Source organism: Achromobacter sp. GbtcB20, assembly GCF_019091095.1.
In the GTDB taxonomy this organism is placed as follows: Bacteria; Pseudomonadota; Gammaproteobacteria; order Burkholderiales; family Burkholderiaceae_B; genus Achromobacter; species Achromobacter mucicolens.
Genome location: NZ_JAGXJZ010000004.1, coordinates 1 through 19,269, shown reverse-complemented (window position 1 = coordinate 19,269; position 19,269 = coordinate 1). Strand labels below are relative to the sequence as shown.

The following is a 19,269-nucleotide window of genomic DNA, read 5'->3' as shown; positions in this document are numbered from 1 at the left end:
CCCCATCACCGCATCGCGGCCAGCATCAGATCCAGATTCTGCACTGCCGCGCCCGATGCGCCCTTGCCCAGGTTGTCGAACACGGCGGTCAGCAGCACCTGACCGTGCTCAGCATTGCCATACACGCCCAGCCGCAGGTCGTTCGTGCCGTTCAGCGCCTGGGGATCCAGGTTCGCGTGCGTGGCGGCCTCGTCGCGCGGCACGACTTGAACATGGGCGGCGCCCGCGTAGTGCTGTTGCAGACAATCGTGCAGCGCCGCGGCGTCCACGCCTGCGGGCAGCAGGCGCAGGTGCAGCGGCACGGTCAGGACGATGCCCTGGCGGAAAGCGCCGTAAGACGGCACGAACACCGGACGCTGCGTGAGGCCCGCATGCCGCTCGATCTCGGGCGTGTGCTTGTGAGCCAGACCCAGGCCGTACACCTGAAACGCGAGTCCGCGCGCGCCTTCCGCGCCTTCGTAGGCATCGACGCTGGCGCGCCCGCCTCCCGAGTAGCCGGACACGGCGTTGATGACCGCCGCATAGTCGGCGGGCACCAGCCCGGCCTGCACCAGCGGCCCCAGCAGCGCGATGGCGCCGGTGGGATAGCAGCCCGGGTTGCTGACCCGCAGCGCGTGCGCAATCCGCTCGGCCTGACCCGCGCGCATTTCCGGAAAACCATAGACCCAACCCGCGTCCGTGCGGTGCGCGGAACTGGCATCGATGATGCGGACCTTGGGATTGACGACCGAGGCGGCGGCCTGCCGCGCCGGTTCGTCGGGCAGGCAGAGAATCGCGATGTCGCTGGCGTTGATCGCCTCGGCGCGGCGCTGCGGGTTCTTGCGGTCGGTCTCGGGCAGCGTCAGCAGCCGCAGGTCGGTGCGGCCGTGCAGCCGCTCGTGGATCTGCAGGCCTGTCGTGCCCTGGTCGCCGTCGATGAAAACTAGAGGTTGGGTCATGATGCGGTCCGGATGGTTCGGCGTTGCCTGATCTCTTCAGGAATGAACGTCATCTTCGATCCCGCCGCCAGATAAGAAAAGTCGAATATCATTATCGTTTGATTCAGGTTTCCTGAACGATGTAGGCACGGCGCCGCCAACACCGAAACCCATCCCGGAATCCCTCATGCGCGAAATCAGCCTGGACCGTCTGCGCACCCTCGTCGCCATCGCCGACCTCGGGTCGTTTGCCGACGCCGCGCGTGCGCTGCATCTGGCGCCGCCCACCGTGAGCCTGCACGTGTCAGACCTGGAAGCCCGTGTCGGCGCGCCGCTGCTGACGCGCAAACGCGGTCAGGTCAGGCCCACGCCCATCGGCGAAACGTTGCTGGAACGGGCGCGCCGCCTGCTGGCGGAGGCGGACCAGGCGCTGGACGACGTGCAGCGGCAGGTGCAAGGGCTGGCGGGCCGCGTGAGGCTCGGGGCCTCGACCGGGGCCATCGCGCATCTGCTGCCGCAAGCGCTGGAGACGCTGGGCCGCGATCATCCCGGCATCGACGTTCAGGTGGCGGTGCTGACCTCGCAGGAGACGCTGCTGAGGCTGGCCGAAGGGACACTGGACGTGGGACTGGTCGCGCTGCCACAGCCGCCCATGACGGGACTCGTGCTGCGACCGTGGCGCCGCGATCCGGTGATGGCCTTTCTGCCCGCGTCCTGGAAAGCGCCCGCGCGCCTCACGCCCGCGTGGCTGGCCGAGCGGCCGCTGATCCTGAACGACGCCAGCACGCGCCTGTCGCGGCTGACGGGCGAATGGTTCATGGCCGCCGGCCTGAACCCCCGCGCGCGCATCCAGTTGAACTACAACGACGCCATCAAGAGCCTGGTGGCTGCCGGTTATGGCGCGACCTTGTTGCCGCATGAGGCGACCGCGCCGCAACCCGATCCGCGCGTCATCATGCGGCCGGTGCGGCCGGCCTTATGGCGGCCGCTGGGCATCGCGCATCGCGCCGGGCAAGTGGAAGCGGCCACGCAGCACGTGCTGGACGTGTTGTGGGAATTGCGCGCATCGGGCGGCAAGGCCGCGGCGGCGTAATCGAACCGCCTCAGCCCGTCTTGCGCAGCGCGCCCGGCGCAGACGCCGCCCGGCGGAAAAACGCCGCCCGCTGGCTTTCCTCGCGCAACCGGCGCGCGCGCGAGCGGAACAGGTCCTTACGGCCCACGATGCCCAGCAACCGGCCGGAATCGCGGTCGATGATCGGAACGCGCCCCGCCCCGGACAACGCCATGCGGTCGGCGATCTGGCTGGCCAGTTCATCGGGATGGCCGAACACCAGTTCGCGCCCGTCCAGCGCCTGCGCCAGCGTCCGGTCGTCCGGCTCGCCTTGCAATGCCCACGCCAGCGTGTCGGCGCGCGTCACCTCGCCCACCACGGCACCTTGCGCGTCCAGCACCGGATAGCTCGTGTGGACGGGCTGCGCGGTGCTGAAATGCGTCACGGCCTGCGCCACCGTCATCGTGTCGGGCAGCGTCTGCACCGGGCTTGTCATCACGTCGGCGACACGCAAGAGGTCAAAGGGATCCACGCGATATTCGCGGCTGATATGGTGGCCGCGGCGTGCGATCTTCTCGGTCAGGATCGACCGCTTGAGCAGCAGCACGGTCACGCCATAGGCAAACACGCACGCCGACAGCACCGGCAAGAGCGCCTGCAGGTTGCCGGTCAGCTCCACGGCAAAAAGCGTTGCCGTCAGCGGCGCGCGCATCGTGCCGCCCATCATCGCCGCCATGCCCACCAGGGCCCAGAACCCCGGGTCTGCCTGCGGCAGCACGGGCGACGCCAGCGCGCCCAGCGCGCCGCCAAAGATCAGCAGCGGGGCCAGCACGCCGCCGGACGTGCCCGACCCCAGCGCAATCGACCAGATCGCAACCTTGACCACCAGCAGCACCAGCACCGCCTGGAACGCCAGATCGCCCGCCAGCATGTGGCGGATGTTGTCGTAGCCCACGCCCAGCGCGGCGGGTTCGATCAGGCCGCCGATGCCGATGGCCAGTCCGCCGATGGCGGGCCACCACATCCAGTGGATGGGCAGCTTCTCGAACAGGTCTTCGGCCGCATACACCAGCGACGTAAGCACGCCGGACCCAAGGCCCGCCAGCACGCCGACCGCGGCGCACGCCACCAGATGCCACGGCGTGAAGGCAAACGTGCCGGCATACGCAAAGATCGGGCCGGGCTCCATGACGAAGGCGCGCGTTGCCGCCGCCACCAGCGCGGCCACGGCCACGGGCAGGAAACTGCGCGGCTTCCATTCGAAGAGCAGCAGTTCAACCGCCAGCAACACCGCGGCCAGGGGCGTTCCAAAGATGGCCGTCATGCCGGCCGCCGCGCCGGCGACCAGGAGCGTCTTGCGTTCGCCGTCGTCCAGGTGGATGGTCTGCGCCAGCAGCGACCCGATCGCGCCGCCCGTCATGATGATGGGTCCTTCGGCGCCGAACGGGCCGCCGGTGCCGATGGACACCGCCGACGACACGGGCTTGAGCACCGCCACCTTCGGCTGGATGCGGCTCTTGCCGATCAGGATGGCTTCCATGGCTTCGGGGATGCCGTGGCCGCGGATCTTTTCTGAGCCGTAGCGCGCCATGAGGCCGATGATGAGGCAGCCGATCATCGGGATGGCCACCGATCCCCACCCGAGACGGCCAGTGGTGAAGGGCAGGTCGGCAAAGGAAAACAGGCCGTGATAGGCCAGGTTCGTGCAAAGTGCGATCAGGCGCAAAAGGATCCAGGCGGCCGCGACGCTGGCCAGGCCGACGGGAATGGCAAGACCCATCAGCAGGACGACGCGCCGGTCCGTGGTGAAGTCGCCGAGCCGCAGTCCGGGCCGGGCGGAAGAGGAAATGGGAGGCATGATCAAAGCAACTTGGGAAGTATTCGCACGGAATTTGAGAAAAGTCATATATATCGTAGCACGACATATATTAGAATCGCGCGGTGAACGCCTCCAAGACACCCTCTCGCCTGTCTCCCGCAGACTACGAACTGCTCGCGGACTTTCGCTATGCGTTGCGAAAATTCGCGGCCTTCAGTGAAAGCGCGGCCGCGGGCCTGGACCTGATGCCGCAGCAGCATCAGGCGTTGCTGGCCATCAAGGGCACGCGCAAAGGCGCTCCCGGACGCCGGGGCCTCTACGTTGGCGAAATCGCCGACCGCCTGCTGATCCGCCCGCATACCGCGGCCGAACTGGTGGGCCGTCTGGCGCGGCTGGACCTGGTCAGCCGCGAAGCCGACCCCGAAGACGGACGCCGCGTCGAGGTCGTGCTCACCGCCAAGGGCGAGCGCATGCTGGAAAACCTCTCTGCCTCGCATCTCGAAGAACTGCACGCCATGCGCCCGCTTCTGACGCGATTGCTGGCGCGCATGGGCGCCGACAACGGCAAGGACTGATCCCGCTCTCCTTTACGCCTGTCCGGCATAAGCTCATGCCGTCAGGTAATGCGCCTCGTGATAAATTGTCGCCCCGCGACATATCAATGCGTCGCGAGGAGAGATTGTCTTGGGTGTTGCAATCAAGCGCTGGCTGGGCTCGTTCGCGCCAGCGCCCGTGGGCGTCAACGGACGCGAAAAACTGTACGGCGCGGTCGGCGCCCTGCTCGGCCTGTTCTGCACCGAGTGGGTGGGACGTCACGCGCTGGGCGCGGACAATCCGTGGTTCATCGCGCCGATGGGCGCATCGGCGGTGCTGCTGTTCGCCGCGCCTGCCAGTCCGCTCGCCCAGCCCTGGTCGTTGATGGCCGGCAACCTCGTGTCGGCCCTGATCGGGGTGTTCTGCGCGCAGTTCATTCCCCTGCCCGGCGTTGCCGCCGCCGTCGCCGTGGCCCTGGCCATCGGCGCCATGTTTTCCCTGCGCTGCCTGCATCCGCCCAGCGGCGCCGTCGCGCTGACCGCCGTGCTGGGAGGGCCGGCCGTCGCCAAGCTCGGCTACGGTTTCGCGCTGTGGCCCGTGGCGCTGAATTCGGTCATTCTGCTTGCCATCGCCGTGGTCTTCAACGGCGCGCTCAAACGCAACTACCCACGCCGCCACGCCGAGCCGGCCGCCGGACACCATACGCGCGACCCCATCCCCAGCGCGCGGCTGGGCTTTTCGCGCGCCGACCTTGACGAAGCGCTGAGCCAGCGCGGCGAGCTGCTGGACATCAGCAAGGAAGATCTGGAAGACATCGTGCTCGCCGCCGAACTGCGCGCCAGCGTGCGCCGCTTTGGCGACGTGCGATGCGCCGACATCATGTCGCGCGACGTGGTGACCGTCTTGGAAAAGGACCCGCTGGACTACGCGGTGCGGCTCTTTGACAAGCACCGTTTGCAGGCGCTGCCGGTGCTGGATTCGGCGGGCCGCTACGCGGGCATGATTGCCCAAGGCGATGTGCTGGCGCGCAAGAGCCGCCCGGCGCCCGTCGCCACGGATGCCGCCTTCGCGTCCGATCTGCTGGTGGCCGACTGCATGCGCAGCGAAGTGCCTTTCGCCACGCCCGGCCTGCCCGTGATCGAGCTGGCGCGCCCGATGTCGGACAGCCTGCATTGCGTGCCCGTCTTGGACGAGGGCCGCCATCTGCAGGGGCTGGTGACGCAGTCCGACCTGGTGGCCGCGCTGTATCAGATGGCCGTTTCGGCCAACTCCCAACCCGCCGGCACGCACAAGCTGGCCGCCTGAGCCTCCGTAGCCCTACGGATTCCGGCGCGGGTTTGCCGCAAGGCATAATGGCCGGCGTGAATCCCCTATCCCGCGCGCGCGCCTTTCTCTGCTGGCTGGTCCTCTTCTGTCTGGGCGCAATCTGGATCGCGCGCCAGGAGTACGCGGATCAGTACGAGCGCTTCTTCCAAAGCACCAGCATCGCCCAGCGCATGCTGAGCCAGAAGACGGTGCAGCACGAAGCCGTCCTCGCCACGCTGGCCGCGCTGTCGCATCCGCCCGCTCCCGAGCGCCTTTTTCCCAGCCTGCAGCCCGCCATGCCCCAGCTTCTGGGCCTGGGCTATCTGCCGGGCGGTGTGTGGTCGGGCAGCCTGCCCGAGCCCGCCGGCCTGACCGCCGCGGTGCAACGCGCGCGCCAACTGGACCGGCCCGTCACCATCGCCGTGGACGACGCGCGCTACTGGCTGGTGTCCCCGTCGGGGTGGAGCCTGCTGATCGATGCGCGCCACCTCGTGCCGGCCGCTGACTTTCCTTCCGGCCTGGGCAATCTGACCCTCACGGTGGATCGCAAGCCGCTAGCCCTTCTGGACAAGCAACCCGACGCGTCGCTAGCCGGCTGGACGCTGGCGCTGCAAAAGCCGCTGGGCGCGGCCAGCCAGCCCTTCCAGATGCGCAGCACGCGCACGCTGACGCCCGCATCCTGGCCCTGGGCCGTCTGGTTCGGGTGGGCCGCGGCCAGCGGCCTGCTGGTGGCCGGCGCCGCCGCGTGGCATCGCTCGCGCGCCGAAGCGCGCCGGCAGCAGGAGCAAGTGCGGCTGTCGGCCATGGCGCGCCTGAGCACGCTGGGTGAAATGGCCGCCGGCATCGCCCATGAACTCAATCAGCCGCTGACCGCCATCCTGGCGCAAACCCGTGCCGCCCAGCGTCTGCTCGATGACGAAGACGAGCGCCCCGCCGTGCGCCATGCGCTGCTGGCCAGCGCCGAACAAGCCAAGCGCGCCGCCGACATCATCAGCCGCATGCGCGCGCTGGTGCAGCCCAGTTCCCCCGCGCGGCGCGAAGCCATCGATCCGGAGGCGATGATCGCGTCGCTGCGCTTCCTGCGCGAACCGGAGCTGGCTAAACAAGGCATCCGGCTGACCTGGACCAACGCCAGCCCCGGCGCGCGCCCGCTGGGTGACCGCGTGGCCCTCGAACAGATCCTGCACAATCTGGTGCAGAACGCGGCGGACGCGCTGGATGGCGCCACCGGCGCGCGCAAGATCGCGCTTGAAGGCCGCGTGGTGGACGGCCAATACCAGTTCAGCGTCAGCGACACCGGCCCCGGCATCGCCGCGGATGCAATGCCGCGCCTGTTCGCGCCGTTCTACACCACCCGCGACCAGGGCATGGGCCTGGGTCTTGCCCTGTGCGATACCTTGGCCGGGTCGATGGACGGCCGCATCGCCGCGCGCAACCTCAGTCCCGCGGGCGCCTGCTTCACCGTCAGCCTGCCGCAAGCCGGAGCCGCCGCATGAATCCCAACGACCATTCCCCGCTCGTGTATCTGGTGGATGACGACGATGCGGTGCGCGATGGCCTTGGACTGCTGCTGCGCAGCGTCGGCTTGCGCAGCGCGGGCTACGCCGACCCAACGGCGTTTCTGGATGCCCTGGCGCAGCCCGTGATCGGCTGCGTGGTGCTGGACATCCGCATGCCCGGCATCAGCGGCCTGGACGTGCTTGCCCAGCTTGCCGACCGGTCCGACCTGCCCGTGGTCATGCTGACCGGCCACGCCAATGTGGACCTGTGCCGCCGTGCATTCAAGGGCGGCGCCATGGAATTCCTGCAAAAGCCGGTCGACGACGATGTCTTTCTGGATGCGGTGCAGGCGGCCGTGCGCACGCACATCGCCAGCCGTGAACGCCTGGCCGTCACGCAGGCGGCGGCGGACCGCCTGGCGCGTCTATCGGCGCGCGAACACGAGGTCCTGGCGCGCATCGTGCGCGGCATGAGCAACAAGGAAATCGCGCGCGAGTTCGACCTGTCGCCGCGCACGGTCGAAACCTACCGCGCCAACGTCTTTGCGAAGCTGGAAGCCGAATCCCTCGCGCAGCTGATCCGCCAGTACGCGACCCTGCTCGACTGATGCGCCTCCGTAGCGCTACGGAGGCGCGCGCGTAGTCGGGCGTATACCGGGTTTTCGGCCTTTTGGCCACACTGTCTGCTCCTACCGCAACACCTCACAAAGGATGCAGACCATGAAGAAGCTTTCGCTTGCCGCCCTGATTTCCACGCTGGCTTTTGCCGGCGCCGCCCATGCCGCCGTGCTGAGCGAGAGCAACCTGTCGATGGCCGACGCACAGAAGCTGGCGACTGCCACTGTCGCCGCCTGCCAGGCCAAGGGCTACAACGTCAGCGCCGCCGTCGTGGACCGCGCGGGCCTGCTCAAGGCGTTCGCGCGTGCCGACAACGCTGGCCCGCACACCATCGAAGCCAGCCGCGCCAAGGCCTTCACGGCCGTGTCGGCCAAGACGCCCACGCTCACCATGATGGAAAATGCGCAGAAGAATCCCGGCGCCGCCAACCTGACCGACATTCCCGGCTTCCTGCTGCTGGGTGGCGGCGTGCCGATCAAGGCCGGCAACAGTGTGATCGGCGCCATTGGCGTGGCCGGGGCGCCCGGCGGCAATCTGGACGCGCAATGCGCCGATGCCGTCCTGGAAGAAAACGCCGCGCTGTTCAAGTAAGCGGGCGTCTGCGTCCTGGATTAAAGCTGCCGGTCCCTGGCCACGGCACGCGCCAGCGCCAGGTGCTTGCTCAGCAGCAACGCGTCCGCGGCGGCCGGATCGCGGCGTTGCAGCCGCTCGCTTTCCGACGGCTCCAGCTCCGCGGCGCGCACCAGCGACATCAGATCGCGCGTGGTGGTCTCAAGCACCGGCGTCAGGGTGTCTTCGATCAGCTCGCCCTTCACGTAGGCCTGCATGCGGATCGACAGATTGCGCGTGTGCGTCAGGTTCGCCTCGGCCAGCATGCCCGCTTCGTAGCGGATGCTGGTCTGGCTCCTGACCTCGTCCCGGATCTGGAAGAATCGGTAGTTCTGCGAATCCTTGTCGCGCGTCAGGTCCAGCGTCTGCTGCGGCGCCAGCGCGGTGTGATAACTGGCGGACAGATTGGCGCGCTGCTCCTGGCTGACGCCCAGATCGAACAACGGCCGGCCGCTCACGCTGCTGCTTTGCGAGACCCGATACGTGAACTGGTCGACTTCGCTGGTCTTGTACGGATTGCTCGCGTCGCCATTCTGCGAGATCGAGGCCGAGAAGTCCGCCACGCCCGACAGCAGGCTGCGGTACGTGTAGCCGGCCGCGGCGATGCGCGGCGCCTGGCTGGACGGCGCCGCGCCCGCTTCGTAGCTCTGGTGCAGTTCGGCGAAGGCGTCCTTGAACAGCGACATCATTGCCTCGTTGCCCCGGCCACGCGTGCGCGCGGCGTCGAACTGCTGCAGGTAGTCGCTGACGGCCGCGTCGCGCTGCTGGGCGTTGCCAAAGAGCGCGGACTTGCTCACGTCGACATCGACCTTCACCACGCCGTCGACGCTCTTGATGGCCAGCGAGCGCTGCTTGCTGTCGGCGGAAAACTCGACGGATTGCGAGATGACGCCATTGGCCGTGGTCGTGGCTTGCAGCGACACCGACGACAGCACGGCAGTGTCGAACTTGGCCAGGCCGGACCACGCCATGCGCGGCGGCACCGAGGCCAGGCCATCCACCGCGTCCTGGAACGCCTTGGACAGACCCGCAATCGCCTTGCGCTCGGTTTCCGAGAGCTCGCCCTCGGCCACGTCGATCTGCACTTCCAGACCGTCCGCACTGTTGCGCAGGCCCACCTCCACCTTCACGCCACTGGCGGTGGTGATGCGCAGCGTGTACGCGTCTTCGGGTTGACCGGCCGAACCGGTCTGCACGGCGCCCAGGGCGCCTACCTGTCCGGCGCCCGGCAGCATCCGCGCCGATTGCAAGTAATTGCCGCCATCGGTCGTGAAACGCTCCAGCAGCGCCGAGGCCACGCCCTCAAGCCGGCCAGCCAGCGTGCGGGCCGAGAGTGTTTCGGCCATGACGGCGGACACCTTGTCCGACGCCTCGTGCTCCCAGACGACGCCCGTCGCAGCGGGCTGCGGCGTGTAGGTCAGCGCGGGGGCCGAGCCCTGCCCCAGCGTCACCGTCGTGGAGGCGGGCGCCGCGGCGACCTCGGGCGGATCGCCCGCACGGGTCACGCCCGTGGCAGGCGGCGTCAGGCCGATCGTGGTCACGGCGCCTACGGAGGCAACGGATGTCATGGCGTGTCTTCCTCTTGGCGGCCGCGCGGCATGTTCGCCCGCCTGGCCGGGGTTTCCTTGAGAAATGTAACGGCACGGAAACGCCAGACTTAAGCCCCGGGCGGGCAGCCCCGGGCGGGCAGCCCCGGGCGGGCAGCCCCGGGCGGGCAACGAGACCGCCGGATGCGGGGCCTTGCCTCATTCACGCGTGGACCGCAGCCTCTCGCGCGGCCGCGGTCAGCGCGGCGACCAGCGTGTCGGCATCCCTTGCCCCGTCATACCGCACGCCGTTGACGAACAGGGTCGGCGTGCCGTTCACGCCGCTGCGCACGCCGCCGCTGAAGTCCACCTCGATCTTGGAATCGAACGCGCCGCCGAAGGCGCGGTAAAGCAACTGGGCCGACAGGCCTATTTCCGCACCGTAGGCGAACAGGTCGTTTTGCGTCAGGGCATGCTGGCGCTCGTACAGCAGGTCGTGCGCCTGCCAGAACTTGCCCGCCTGCGCGGCCGCCTCGGCAAACTCAGCGGCCGCGACGGCGTCCGGATGCAATTCCGAAATCGGGAAATTGCGGAACACGAAGCGCATCTGGTCCCCCAGCGCGCGCTGCACGGCCTTCAAGACCGGATAGGCTTCGCCGCAATACGGGCATTCGTAATCGCCATACTCCACCAGCGTCACGGGCGCGCTTTCCGGCCCCTGGATGTGGTCCTGCGCATTCACGGGAATGAACAAGCGGCTCATGATTGCACTCCTTGCAAGGCGGGGGCCAGTTTGTCGAGCGCGTCCAGGATCCCGTCGGCGCCCGGGTTGATGCCCAGCGGCGACACGTAGCTCCAACGGATGACGCCTTCTGCATCGATCACAAAGAGCGCGCGCTCGGCGATGCCCTCCGGTTCGCGGTAGACCCCGTAGCGCCGGGCAACCTCGCCTTTCGGTTCGAAATCGGCCAGCAGCGGGAAATGCAGCTTGCGATCGGCCGCGAACGCAGCGTGGCACCAGACGCCGTCCACCGAGATGCCGACGAGCTGCGCGCCCGCCTTGTGGAATTCGGGAAGGATCTGGTTGTAAAGCGCCATCTGGTCGCCGCAGACCGGGCTCCAGTCCGCGGGATAGAACGCCAGGATCAACGGCCGGCCGCGCAGTTCTTCCAGCGCAACCGTCTGGTCCGGCGTGGCCGGCAAGGCGAAGGACGGGGCGGCCGTGCCGGCTGGCAAGGCGGCCGCGGGGTAGTCGTGTGACATGGAAACGTCTCCTGGACGCGCCGCGCGCGGCGCAAGGGTCTGGACGGCAGCCGACCGGCTGGGGATCAGCGTTGAGCGCGCGTCGACTCGTACAAGAACCACGTGCGGCGCTCGGCCTCGTCGATCCAGTTCTCGATCAGGCTGGTCGATGCGACGTCATTGTGGGCCTCGCACACGGCGTGCGTCGCGCGCAGAAAGCCCGTCAGGCGGCGGTTGTCGTCGGCCAGCTCAGCCAGCATGTCCTCGGGGGTCACGTAGTCGGCGTCGTTGTCGGCAAGACGCTGCAGGCGCTGGATGTGGCCGATCGAACGCAGCGTGGTGCCGCCCACCTTGCGGGCGCGTTCGGCAATGACGTCCGTCGTGGCGTAGATCTCGTCGCCCTGCTCGTCGAGCATCAGGTGATAGTCGCGAAAGTGAGGGCCCGACATATGCCAGTGAAAGTTCTTGGTCTTCAGATACAACGCGAACATGTCTGCCAGCAGGCCCGTCAGGGCGGCGGCGATGTCGACCCTGGCCTCGGCGCCCAGATCGGTGGGCGTGCGCAGGGGAGCGGTGATGCGGGTTTGAAGCGAAAGATCGTTCATGGAATTCTCCGGGTTGGCTTCACGAATCGGGTATCGATTCCCGATGGAAACCAGAATAGCCACGGCGACGCGCCGGCAAAATCGGCTCATCGTTTTCTCCAGTCATACGAAGGTTTACCCAGGAAATACGGGTGTTTTCTTTCAAACATGGCTGATAATGTGCGGGTCTCATTGCGCGCCCCTGGATTTCTGCCCGACCCGCGCGCCCCTACCCAGAGGTGGATCTTGCTCACGTCGACACTCGGCAGCGCGTCAGGCCAGCCGCCGCAACCGGTGCGTCCCGGCGCGCCGCAGACCACGGGCATGCGCCGCATGCAGTTCCTGTTCCGTGCCGCCGCCCTGCTGCTGGCGCTGGCCATTGCGCTGGTGGATACCTTCACCGACTTTGACGGCGCCGTGGCCGTGCTTTATGTGGTGGTCGTGCTGCTTGCCGCGCGCACCTCGCGGCGCCTGGACATCATCGTGGCGGGCACGGGCGGCATCCTGCTCACCATCGCGGCCTATCTGAATTCCCATGGCCTGAACCACGTGGGCTCGCCCACTGCCCGTGCGCTGGTCAGCCTGGCCGCCGTCGGCATCACCGCGCTGCTGGCGCTGCAGAACCAAAGCGCCACCCGCAGGCTTGCCTCGCAGGCGCGGCTGCTCAACCTGTCGCACGACATGATCTTCGTGCGCGATCACCAGGGTGTGATCACCTTCTGGAACCGCACCGCCGAAGACACCTACGGCTGGCCCGCCAGCATGGCCCTGGGCCGCGTCGCCGATGCGCTGCTGCAGACGCGTTATCCGGACCGGCGCGAAGCCGTCGAGGCCGAACTGCTTGCCACCGGCAGCTGGGACGGCACGCTTGAACAGAAGACGCAGGCTGGCGCCACGCTGGTGCTGGAAAGCCGCTGGGTCCTTCAGCGCGATCATCATGGGCGCATCACGGGCGTCATGGAAACGCACCGCGACGCCACCGACCGCAAGGCCGCCTACACCGCGCTGGTCAGCAGCGAACGGCGCTACCGCCGCATGTTCGACGCCAGCCGCATTGGCGTCATCCAGGAAGACTGGCGCGCCGTGCGCGCCGAACTGACCGCCTTGGGCCTCATGGATGGCCCCGCCCTCACCACCCATCTGGCGCGCCATCCCGAATTCATCGGCCAGGTCCGCAAGCTGACCAAGGTGGATGACATGAATCCCGCCTTCCTGGCGATGGCGGGCCGCCCGGCCGGCGAGCCCGGACCGTACTCGGTCGACGACATTCTCTGCGAGGACGACCGCATGTTCGCGCGGTCGCTGACGGCGTTTGCCCAGGGCGACGCCTTTCACGAAGGCGAAACCGAAGTCGTGCATGCGGACGGCGCGCGCGTGCCGGTGCTGTTCACCATCACGTTTCCGCCCGCCGACGACGTCAACGGCGCCGTGCTGGTTTTCGTGGTGGACATCACGGAACGCCGGCAGGCGCAGGACGCGCTGCTGTTGGCGCAGACTGAACTTGCGCACGCCGCGCGCGTTGCCACCCTGGGCGAGCTCACCGCATCGATCGCGCACGAGGTCAACCAGCCGCTGATGGCGGTGGTCACCAGCGGCGACGCGGGCATGCGATGGCTGCGCCGTCCGCAGCCCGACTTGCACGAGGTCGAGCTGGCCATGGAGCGCATCATCTCCGAAGGCCGGCGCGCCAGCGAAATCGTCAAGCGCATCCGCGCGTTCCTCAGCAAGGCGCCGGTGCAGCAGGCCGCGCTGGACATCGGCGCCGTCATCGAGGAAGCCACGCGCCTGGTCGCGCACGAGCTCAGCCGCGAGCGCGTGGCGCTGAACGTCGACATCGAACCGGGCCTGCCGCCCGTCCTGGGCGACCGGATCCAGCTTCAGCAGGTGCTGGTCAATCTGATGGTCAACGCCAGCCAGGCCATGGCCGGCCAGTTTCAGGCCCGCCAGCTATCCGTCGGCGCGCGCCGCCACGAGGACGGGCGCGTCGCGGTCACGGTGCGCGACACCGGCCCCGGCATCGCGCCCGCCGACCTGGAGCGCCTGTTCGATCCATTTTTCACCACCAAACCGCAAGGCATGGGCATGGGCCTGCCGATCTGCCGCACCACGGCGCAGGCCCATGGCGGCAGCCTTACCGTCGACAACACGCCCGGCGCGGGTGCCGCATTCACGCTGACACTCGCCGCCACCCAGGGGGAACCTTCCGCATGAACACCCGCACCGCCAGCGGCGCCGCAAGCGCCGCCCCGCAGTCGCAAGTCATCGTCGTCGACGACGAGGCCAGCGTCCGCGCCTCGCTCGACAGCCTGTTCCGCTCGATCGGCCTGCGCACCACCCTGTGCGCCTCGCCCGCCGAACTGCTGCAGACCCAGATTCCCGACGCGCCCGGCTGCATCGTCCTGGACGTGCGCCTGCCCGGCATCAGCGGCCTGGATTTCCAGGATCAGCTGGTGCGCCAAGGTATCGATCTGCCCATCGTGTTCATCACCGGGCACGGCGACATCCCCATGACCGTGCGCGCCATGAAGGCGGGCGCGGTGGACTTTCTGTCCAAGCCCTTTCGCGAACAGGACATGCTGGACGCCGTCTCCGCCGCCATCGAACGCGACACGCAGCGCCGTTCGCGCGATGCGGCCATGGACGGCCTGCGCGCCCGCTACGAGACGCTGACCCCGCGCGAGCGCGAGGTGATGGCGCATGTGGTGTCCGGGCTGATGAACAAACAGGTGGCGGGCCTGATCGGCCTGAGTGAGATCACGGTCAAGATTCACCGTGGCCGCGTCATGCGCAAAATGGGGGTCCGGTCGCTGGCCGACCTGGTCCGCCACGCCGAGGCGCTGGGCATTTCCGCGCCCTGACCCGCGCTTGGGACAAACCTCTGTATGATTTCCGCGGCAGGCGCAAAGGTTCATAACGGAACATGCCGGACATCGGATGCGTATCGTGACCCGACCGGCCCGAAGGATTTTCTGATATGAACCACATTCCCACTATCGCGGTTGTCGACGACGACGATGGGGTCAGGATCGCGCTCTCCAGCCTGCTGCGCTCGCTCGGTTACGAGGTTCGGGCCTACGGGTCGGGCCCCGAATTCCTGAACGACGCGCATGCCCAAGAGCCGGATTGCATGATCACCGATGTCCAGATGTCGCCCATGACGGGCGATCAGCTCCAGGCCGAGCTCATCGCGGCCGGGCGCCGGTTCCCGTTGATCTTCATGACCGCCTTTCCCACCGAGGCGGCCAAGCAGCGGCTGCTCGCGCTGGGCGCGTGTGCCTACCTGGACAAGCCCGTTGATGGCGAAGCGATGGCGCGGTGCGTCGCGCACGCATTGCAAGGCTGCCAACCAGCCCGATAGGCGGTGGTGGCGGTTTGGACACATCCGGCGCCAAACCCCGCTTATACCTTCGTATGACGCGCCAAGCCCAGCGTAGGATTTCCCGGCAGCGCATAAGGCCCTAGTCTATCCCTGCGGTCCAACTAACCCCGGAGAACCCGACATGAGCACGATCACCACCCCCGACGGCGTTGAAATCTTCTTCAAGGATTGGGGCCCCAAGACGGCCCAGCCCATCATGTTCCACCATGGCTGGCCGCTGTCCGGCGATGATTGGGACGCCCAGATGCTGTTCTTCCTCGCCCAGGGCTTTCGCGTCATTGCGCACGACCGCCGCGGCCACGGCCGCTCGGCCCAGGTCAGCGATGGCCACGACATGGATCACTACGCGGCCGACGCTGCCGCCGTCGCCCAGCATCTGGACCTGCGCAACGCCGTGCACATCGGGCACTCCACCGGCGGCGGCGAAGTCGCCCGCTACGTCGCCCGCCACGGCGAGCCGCAGGGCCGCGTCGCCAAGGCCGTGCTGGTCAGCGCCGTCCCCCCGCTCATGGTCAAGACCGAGTCCAATCCCGGCGGCACGCCCATCGAAGTGTTCGACGGCTTCCGCAAGGCCCTGGCCGACAACCGCGCGCAGTTCTTCCTGGACGTGGCCGCCGGCCCGTTCTATGGCTTCAACCGGGAAGGCGCCAAGGTCTCGCAGGGCGTGATCAACAACTGGTGGCGCCAAGGCATGAACGGCGGCGCCAAGGCGCATTACGAAGGCATCAAGGCCTTCTCCGAGACCGACCAGACCGAAGACCTGAAGGCCATCACGGTGCCCACGCTGGTACTGCATGGCGACGACGACCAGATCGTGCCCATCGACGACTCGTCGCGCTTGGCGGTCAAGCTGCTCAAGAATGGCACGCTGAAGGTCTATCCCGGCTTTCCGCACGGCATGCTGACGACCCACGCGGATGTGATCAACGCCGACCTCCTGGCGTTCATCAAGGGCTGATCGTCCGGTGAACACAAAAAAAGGAAGGCGCCGCCTTCCTTTTTTTTCGCCTGTCGCTTCGGGCTGCCTGGCCGCGAGCAGCCTTGGCCACGGCGCCTAGTTCGGCTTTTCGTCCAGGCCGGCATAGCCATCGATATACGCGCGGCCCGAGCAACGCACCATGGCGACGCAGGCCGGGCTGCCGGTCTTGGCCGTGCACGTCGCGCGCGACTCGTCGCGGGCGGCCTTCGGGTCGGGGTTGAGCGCCGTGAAGCTGGTGCCGCGGCCCTTGGCCCCCTTGGCCCAGGCCATGCCCACGCAGCTGTCCGTGTACGTCAGCACCTTGCGGCAGTCCTTGCAGTCTTCCCAGTCCAGCAGTTTGGACAGGGCGTCCTTTTCATTGGGATAGCCATCCGAGTACACCAGTCCGCCGGTGTCGTTTTCGGCGATGGCGCCCCAGTATTCTCGTTGGTTCAACTTCGCGGACAGACTTTCCAGCTCCGCCTTCGAGGCCCGCAGGGGCGCCCGCATGTCGGCGGCGCTGTAACCCGGGCCCACGCACAGCGGCATGGTGATCAACCGGCACTTCCCATCGGGGCTGCCGGCCGTGCAGCGGCGCATCGCCTTCTTGGCCGCCATCTCCGGCGACACGCTGTTGCCCGGAAACAGATCCTGGACGGAATTGCGGGCGTACACCATGCAGCTGTCGGAAAACCAGCTCAGCACCTTGCAGTCCTTGCCGCCCGCCTTGCGGCATTCGGCAAGCGCGGCAGCTTCTGCCGACTTGCCCCCGGTTTCGGGCAACACCCAGTAAATCCGCGAATGCTTGCCGTCGGTGGCAATGCCGCCGTACAGCTTCTCGGCATGCGCGTTGGGCGAGGCCATGCCTGCACCAAGGCCAGGGCGGCAAATGCGGCACGGATCAGGAATTGAAAGCGAGCGGGCATGATCGTCACAAAGTCCAGTGGATTGGGCGGGGACGATCTTAGCGCAGCCGGCCCCGGTTCCGTCCCTGTATGCATGGACGTTGCGGCATATTAGGTAACAAAATTAACACATCGCCTGACGAACTCCGGCCCCGTTTTTCGGTAAAAATGTCGCACTTCACGACGCGGCGCAGCGTTGCGTTTACTCCGTCGCCCTGCGCAACCGGAGTCGCTTTACCCGCCCTCCGTCACGAATAGAAACAAGCGGTCCGTCCTTCGGCCTATATAGGCAGGTCGGCTCGGGAACCTGGACAACACACATGAAGTCGCCTCAGCATTCCAACCGAAACCGCGGATCGATTCTCCTGGTTGCGGGCCTCGTTGCCGTGCTGGGGCTGGCCGGCTGCGCACCGATGCCGACGGGCGGAAGTTCCACCCTGCCCTCGCTCAGCCAGGTGTTCAAGTCCGGGCTTTCGTTCTCGCCCAGCGTCAACGTGGCCAAGAACATGGAAGGCCGCTCCATCGATGACGCGATCGCGGCGCTGGGCGAGCCTTCCAGGGTTCGTGCGGTCGGCAACACCATGGAGCTGGAATGGTCCGACTTCCAGTCGGCTCCGTACACGGAATGGGTCGTGGACAGCAGCAGCCAACAGGTCGTGGGCATGATCCCCGGCAACAGAAACGCGGCGCCCACGCCGGTCTTCCAGACCAACACCACGGGCCACTATGCCAACCGCACGCGCGTCTATGAATGCAAGGTGCTGATGCGCATGAAAGACAGCGTCATCGTCGACACCAGCGTGGACGGCAATGTGTGCCCGGAATTCATTTCGGCCCTGCGCAAATGGGCCGGCGAGGCCGAGGCCAAGAACTACGTGGTGAACTGAGCGCCCGGCGGGATGATCTGCAATCGCTAGAAGATGATCTTGATCCCGGCGTTAAGGTTGTAGCTGCTGGACTTGCGGCTGCCGATGCCTTGCTCGGTGCCGGCTTGCACATTCAGGAAGGTGTTGCCGCCCACCAGGCTGTCGTACCCCAGCGTCAGACCCACCCGCGGCCCGCCAAGTTTGTTCTTGAAGGTGAGGTCTCCCTGCGTGGCGGTGGCATAGCGGCTTGACGAGTGGCCGGCGGTGGTCAGCAGATTGACCGTCGCCCACGCCGTACTGACCTTGGCGGAATCGTCGTCCCATGTCTTGGACAGACGCATGCCCAGCCGGCCGGTCAAGCTGTTCACACCGGGAAACGCCACCGCGCTTGCCACGTCCTGGCTGTCCGAGAACCTGATCCGTTGATAGATCACCTGCGCCTGGGGCTCCAGCCGGAGGTTGCTGGCTTCGTCGCCAACGGCGAACGATTTTCCAGCCTCCGCCGAGATCAACCCGCCCCAACCCGTGGTGTTCAACTGGCCTGCGCCGGCCGCCGAGTTCGCCTTGACGTCGTAGCGGCTGACCTGCGTGACCAGATCCAGATAACCGCCCTTTCCGTCCAGCAGCGTGTAGTAGCCACCCAGGCTGTATGCCGACTGATTGCTACGCCCCGCATCGACGGTTTCATTGCTGACGTTCAGATAATGGTCCACGTCGGTCTTCATGGTGCTGGCAGACGCAAACACCCCCGCACTGCGGCGCGACAAGCCTTGGAAATTCACATACACGTCGGTTCCAAGCTGGACGCCCGCCAGGCTGGAGCGCGTCGCGATGTCCTGCGCGGCCAGTCCGGTGCTATTGCCGCGATTGCGCCCAGTGTCGGCCAGGGCGCGCGCCCACACAAAGGGGTAAACCTTGCGGGCCAGGCTCTCGGTGGATCCCATCCGTTCGTTCAGCGTGCCGACGGTCAGTTCGCCATGGCGCGCGGCCTGATTGCCCAGTTGGGAATACAGCGAAACCTCGGGCCGCGCTTCGGTGCGCACATACCAATTATGCGGAGACGCCTGCACGCCATTGACGACACTTGATCCGTGTTGCAACCGATAAAGAAAAGCCCCTCTGCGGTTAGCGCCCGGCGTTTCCTCCCGTTGCACGAACGCGTTGTCGGTCGGGCCATTTGCCTGGACCACCATCACGCCGTCGCCCGTAAGCGCGTCCCCAACGGAGGATTCACCCATTTGCAGAACCAGATGCGTCGTTCCGACGGCGCCGCCGCCGAGCCGAATGAGATCCGTGAACCCGGTTTCCGTCGACTGCACATGCAGCTGGACGATACCGCCCTGGCCGTTCAGATTGTTGGCGACCAGCACGGTGCCGCCAGATGGGCCATTGGCCGTGCCGGGCGGCATGAAGTTGATGCGGCCGGCAAGGTTGATCTCGCCAGCGAAGCTGATTGC

Annotated in this window: 19 protein-coding genes; 11 read left to right on the top strand and 8 right to left on the bottom strand. The window is 67.2% G+C overall.

What is annotated here, in order from left to right; genetic code table 11:
- Positions 1-5: 5 nt before the first annotated feature.
- Positions 6-938, bottom strand: a complete 933-nt coding sequence (argC, locus tag KVT32_RS07530) for an N-acetyl-gamma-glutamyl-phosphate reductase (protein WP_152384532.1) — start codon at positions 936-938, stop codon at positions 6-8.
- Positions 939-1,104: 166 nt separating this feature from the next.
- Between argC and KVT32_RS07525 the strand changes: the two genes are divergently transcribed.
- Positions 1,105-2,010 (top strand): LysR family transcriptional regulator, encoded by a 906-nt coding sequence (locus KVT32_RS07525; RefSeq protein ID WP_152384533.1) that lies wholly within the window; start codon positions 1,105-1,107, stop codon positions 2,008-2,010.
- A gap of 10 nt (positions 2,011-2,020) precedes the next feature.
- Here the strand turns inward: KVT32_RS07525 and KVT32_RS07520 are convergent, their stop codons facing one another.
- Positions 2,021-3,826, bottom strand: a complete 1,806-nt coding sequence (locus tag KVT32_RS07520) for a chloride channel protein (RefSeq protein ID WP_152384534.1) — start codon at positions 3,824-3,826, stop codon at positions 2,021-2,023.
- Positions 3,827-3,909: 83 nt separating this feature from the next.
- Here KVT32_RS07520 and KVT32_RS07515 point away from each other — a divergent pair, with 83 nt between their 5' ends.
- The 5 genes from KVT32_RS07515 (at position 3,910) to KVT32_RS07495 (ending at position 8,334) form a co-directional block, all read left to right on the top strand.
- On the top strand, positions 3,910-4,362 hold the full coding sequence (locus KVT32_RS07515) for a MarR family winged helix-turn-helix transcriptional regulator (protein ID WP_142055105.1): 453 nt from the start codon (positions 3,910-3,912) through the stop codon (positions 4,360-4,362).
- A 109-nt stretch (positions 4,363-4,471) separates the two neighbouring features.
- A complete protein-coding gene (locus KVT32_RS07510) occupies positions 4,472-5,626 on the top strand; it encodes an HPP family protein (protein WP_152384535.1) in 1,155 nt (384 codons plus the stop codon).
- A 56-nt stretch (positions 5,627-5,682) separates the two neighbouring features.
- Complete coding sequence (locus KVT32_RS07505; RefSeq protein ID WP_152384536.1) at positions 5,683-7,122, top strand: ATP-binding protein; 1,440 nt, start codon at positions 5,683-5,685, stop codon at positions 7,120-7,122.
- Positions 7,119-7,733 (top strand): response regulator transcription factor, encoded by a 615-nt coding sequence (locus KVT32_RS07500; protein ID WP_152384537.1) that lies wholly within the window; start codon positions 7,119-7,121, stop codon positions 7,731-7,733. The genes KVT32_RS07505 and KVT32_RS07500 overlap by 4 nt, the downstream gene beginning before the upstream one ends.
- A 112-nt stretch (positions 7,734-7,845) precedes the next feature.
- Positions 7,846-8,334, top strand: coding sequence for a heme-binding protein (locus KVT32_RS07495; protein ID WP_056318547.1), 489 nt, complete (start codon positions 7,846-7,848; stop codon positions 8,332-8,334).
- A 20-nt stretch (positions 8,335-8,354) separates the two neighbouring features.
- Here the strand turns inward: KVT32_RS07495 and KVT32_RS07490 are convergent, their stop codons facing one another.
- The 4 genes from KVT32_RS07490 to KVT32_RS07475 all read right to left on the bottom strand — a co-directional run bounded on the left by KVT32_RS07490 (position 8,355) and on the right by KVT32_RS07475 (position 11,725).
- Complete coding sequence (locus KVT32_RS07490; protein WP_152384538.1) at positions 8,355-9,920, bottom strand: hypothetical protein; 1,566 nt, start codon at positions 9,918-9,920, stop codon at positions 8,355-8,357.
- Positions 9,921-10,101: 181 nt separating this feature from the next.
- Positions 10,102-10,641, bottom strand: coding sequence for a thioredoxin domain-containing protein (locus tag KVT32_RS07485; protein WP_152384539.1), 540 nt, complete (start codon positions 10,639-10,641; stop codon positions 10,102-10,104).
- Positions 10,638-11,141, bottom strand: coding sequence for a redoxin domain-containing protein (locus KVT32_RS07480; protein ID WP_056318540.1), 504 nt, complete (start codon positions 11,139-11,141; stop codon positions 10,638-10,640). Before KVT32_RS07480 ends, KVT32_RS07485 begins: the two co-directional genes overlap by 4 nt.
- A 65-nt stretch (positions 11,142-11,206) precedes the next feature.
- On the bottom strand, positions 11,207-11,725 hold the full coding sequence (locus tag KVT32_RS07475) for a Dps family protein (RefSeq protein WP_056318539.1): 519 nt from the start codon (positions 11,723-11,725) through the stop codon (positions 11,207-11,209).
- Between the two features lie 225 nt (positions 11,726-11,950).
- On the opposite strand from KVT32_RS07475, the gene KVT32_RS07470 reads away from it, so the two are divergent.
- From KVT32_RS07470 to KVT32_RS07455, 4 genes are all read left to right on the top strand, one after another.
- Positions 11,951-13,915: an ATP-binding protein gene (locus KVT32_RS07470; RefSeq protein WP_217617937.1), complete on the top strand. Its 1,965-nt coding sequence runs from the start codon at positions 11,951-11,953 to the stop codon at positions 13,913-13,915.
- On the top strand, positions 13,912-14,562 hold the full coding sequence (locus KVT32_RS07465) for a response regulator transcription factor (RefSeq protein WP_217617936.1): 651 nt from the start codon (positions 13,912-13,914) through the stop codon (positions 14,560-14,562). The genes KVT32_RS07470 and KVT32_RS07465 overlap by 4 nt, the downstream gene beginning before the upstream one ends.
- Before the next feature lie 116 nt (positions 14,563-14,678).
- Positions 14,679-15,062 carry a response regulator transcription factor gene (locus tag KVT32_RS07460; RefSeq protein WP_152384540.1) on the top strand — a complete coding sequence of 128 codons (384 nt, stop codon included), beginning with the start codon at positions 14,679-14,681 and terminating at the stop codon, positions 15,060-15,062.
- Between the two features lie 142 nt (positions 15,063-15,204).
- Positions 15,205-16,041: an alpha/beta fold hydrolase gene (locus KVT32_RS07455; protein ID WP_056318536.1), complete on the top strand. Its 837-nt coding sequence runs from the start codon at positions 15,205-15,207 to the stop codon at positions 16,039-16,041.
- Between the two features lie 96 nt (positions 16,042-16,137).
- Here KVT32_RS07455 and KVT32_RS07450 read toward each other — a convergent pair whose 3' ends face one another.
- A complete protein-coding gene (locus tag KVT32_RS07450) occupies positions 16,138-16,905 on the bottom strand; it encodes a DUF4189 domain-containing protein (RefSeq protein ID WP_217617935.1) in 768 nt (255 codons plus the stop codon).
- A 361-nt stretch (positions 16,906-17,266) separates the two neighbouring features.
- On the opposite strand from KVT32_RS07450, the gene KVT32_RS07445 reads away from it, so the two are divergent.
- A complete protein-coding gene (locus tag KVT32_RS07445; RefSeq protein WP_152384541.1) occupies positions 17,267-17,833 on the top strand; it encodes a hypothetical protein in 567 nt (188 codons plus the stop codon).
- Positions 17,834-17,859: 26 nt separating this feature from the next.
- Here KVT32_RS07445 and KVT32_RS07440 read toward each other — a convergent pair.
- A partial coding sequence (locus tag KVT32_RS07440; protein ID WP_217617934.1) for an autotransporter outer membrane beta-barrel domain-containing protein occupies positions 17,860-19,269 on the bottom strand: 1,410 nt, incomplete at its 5' end.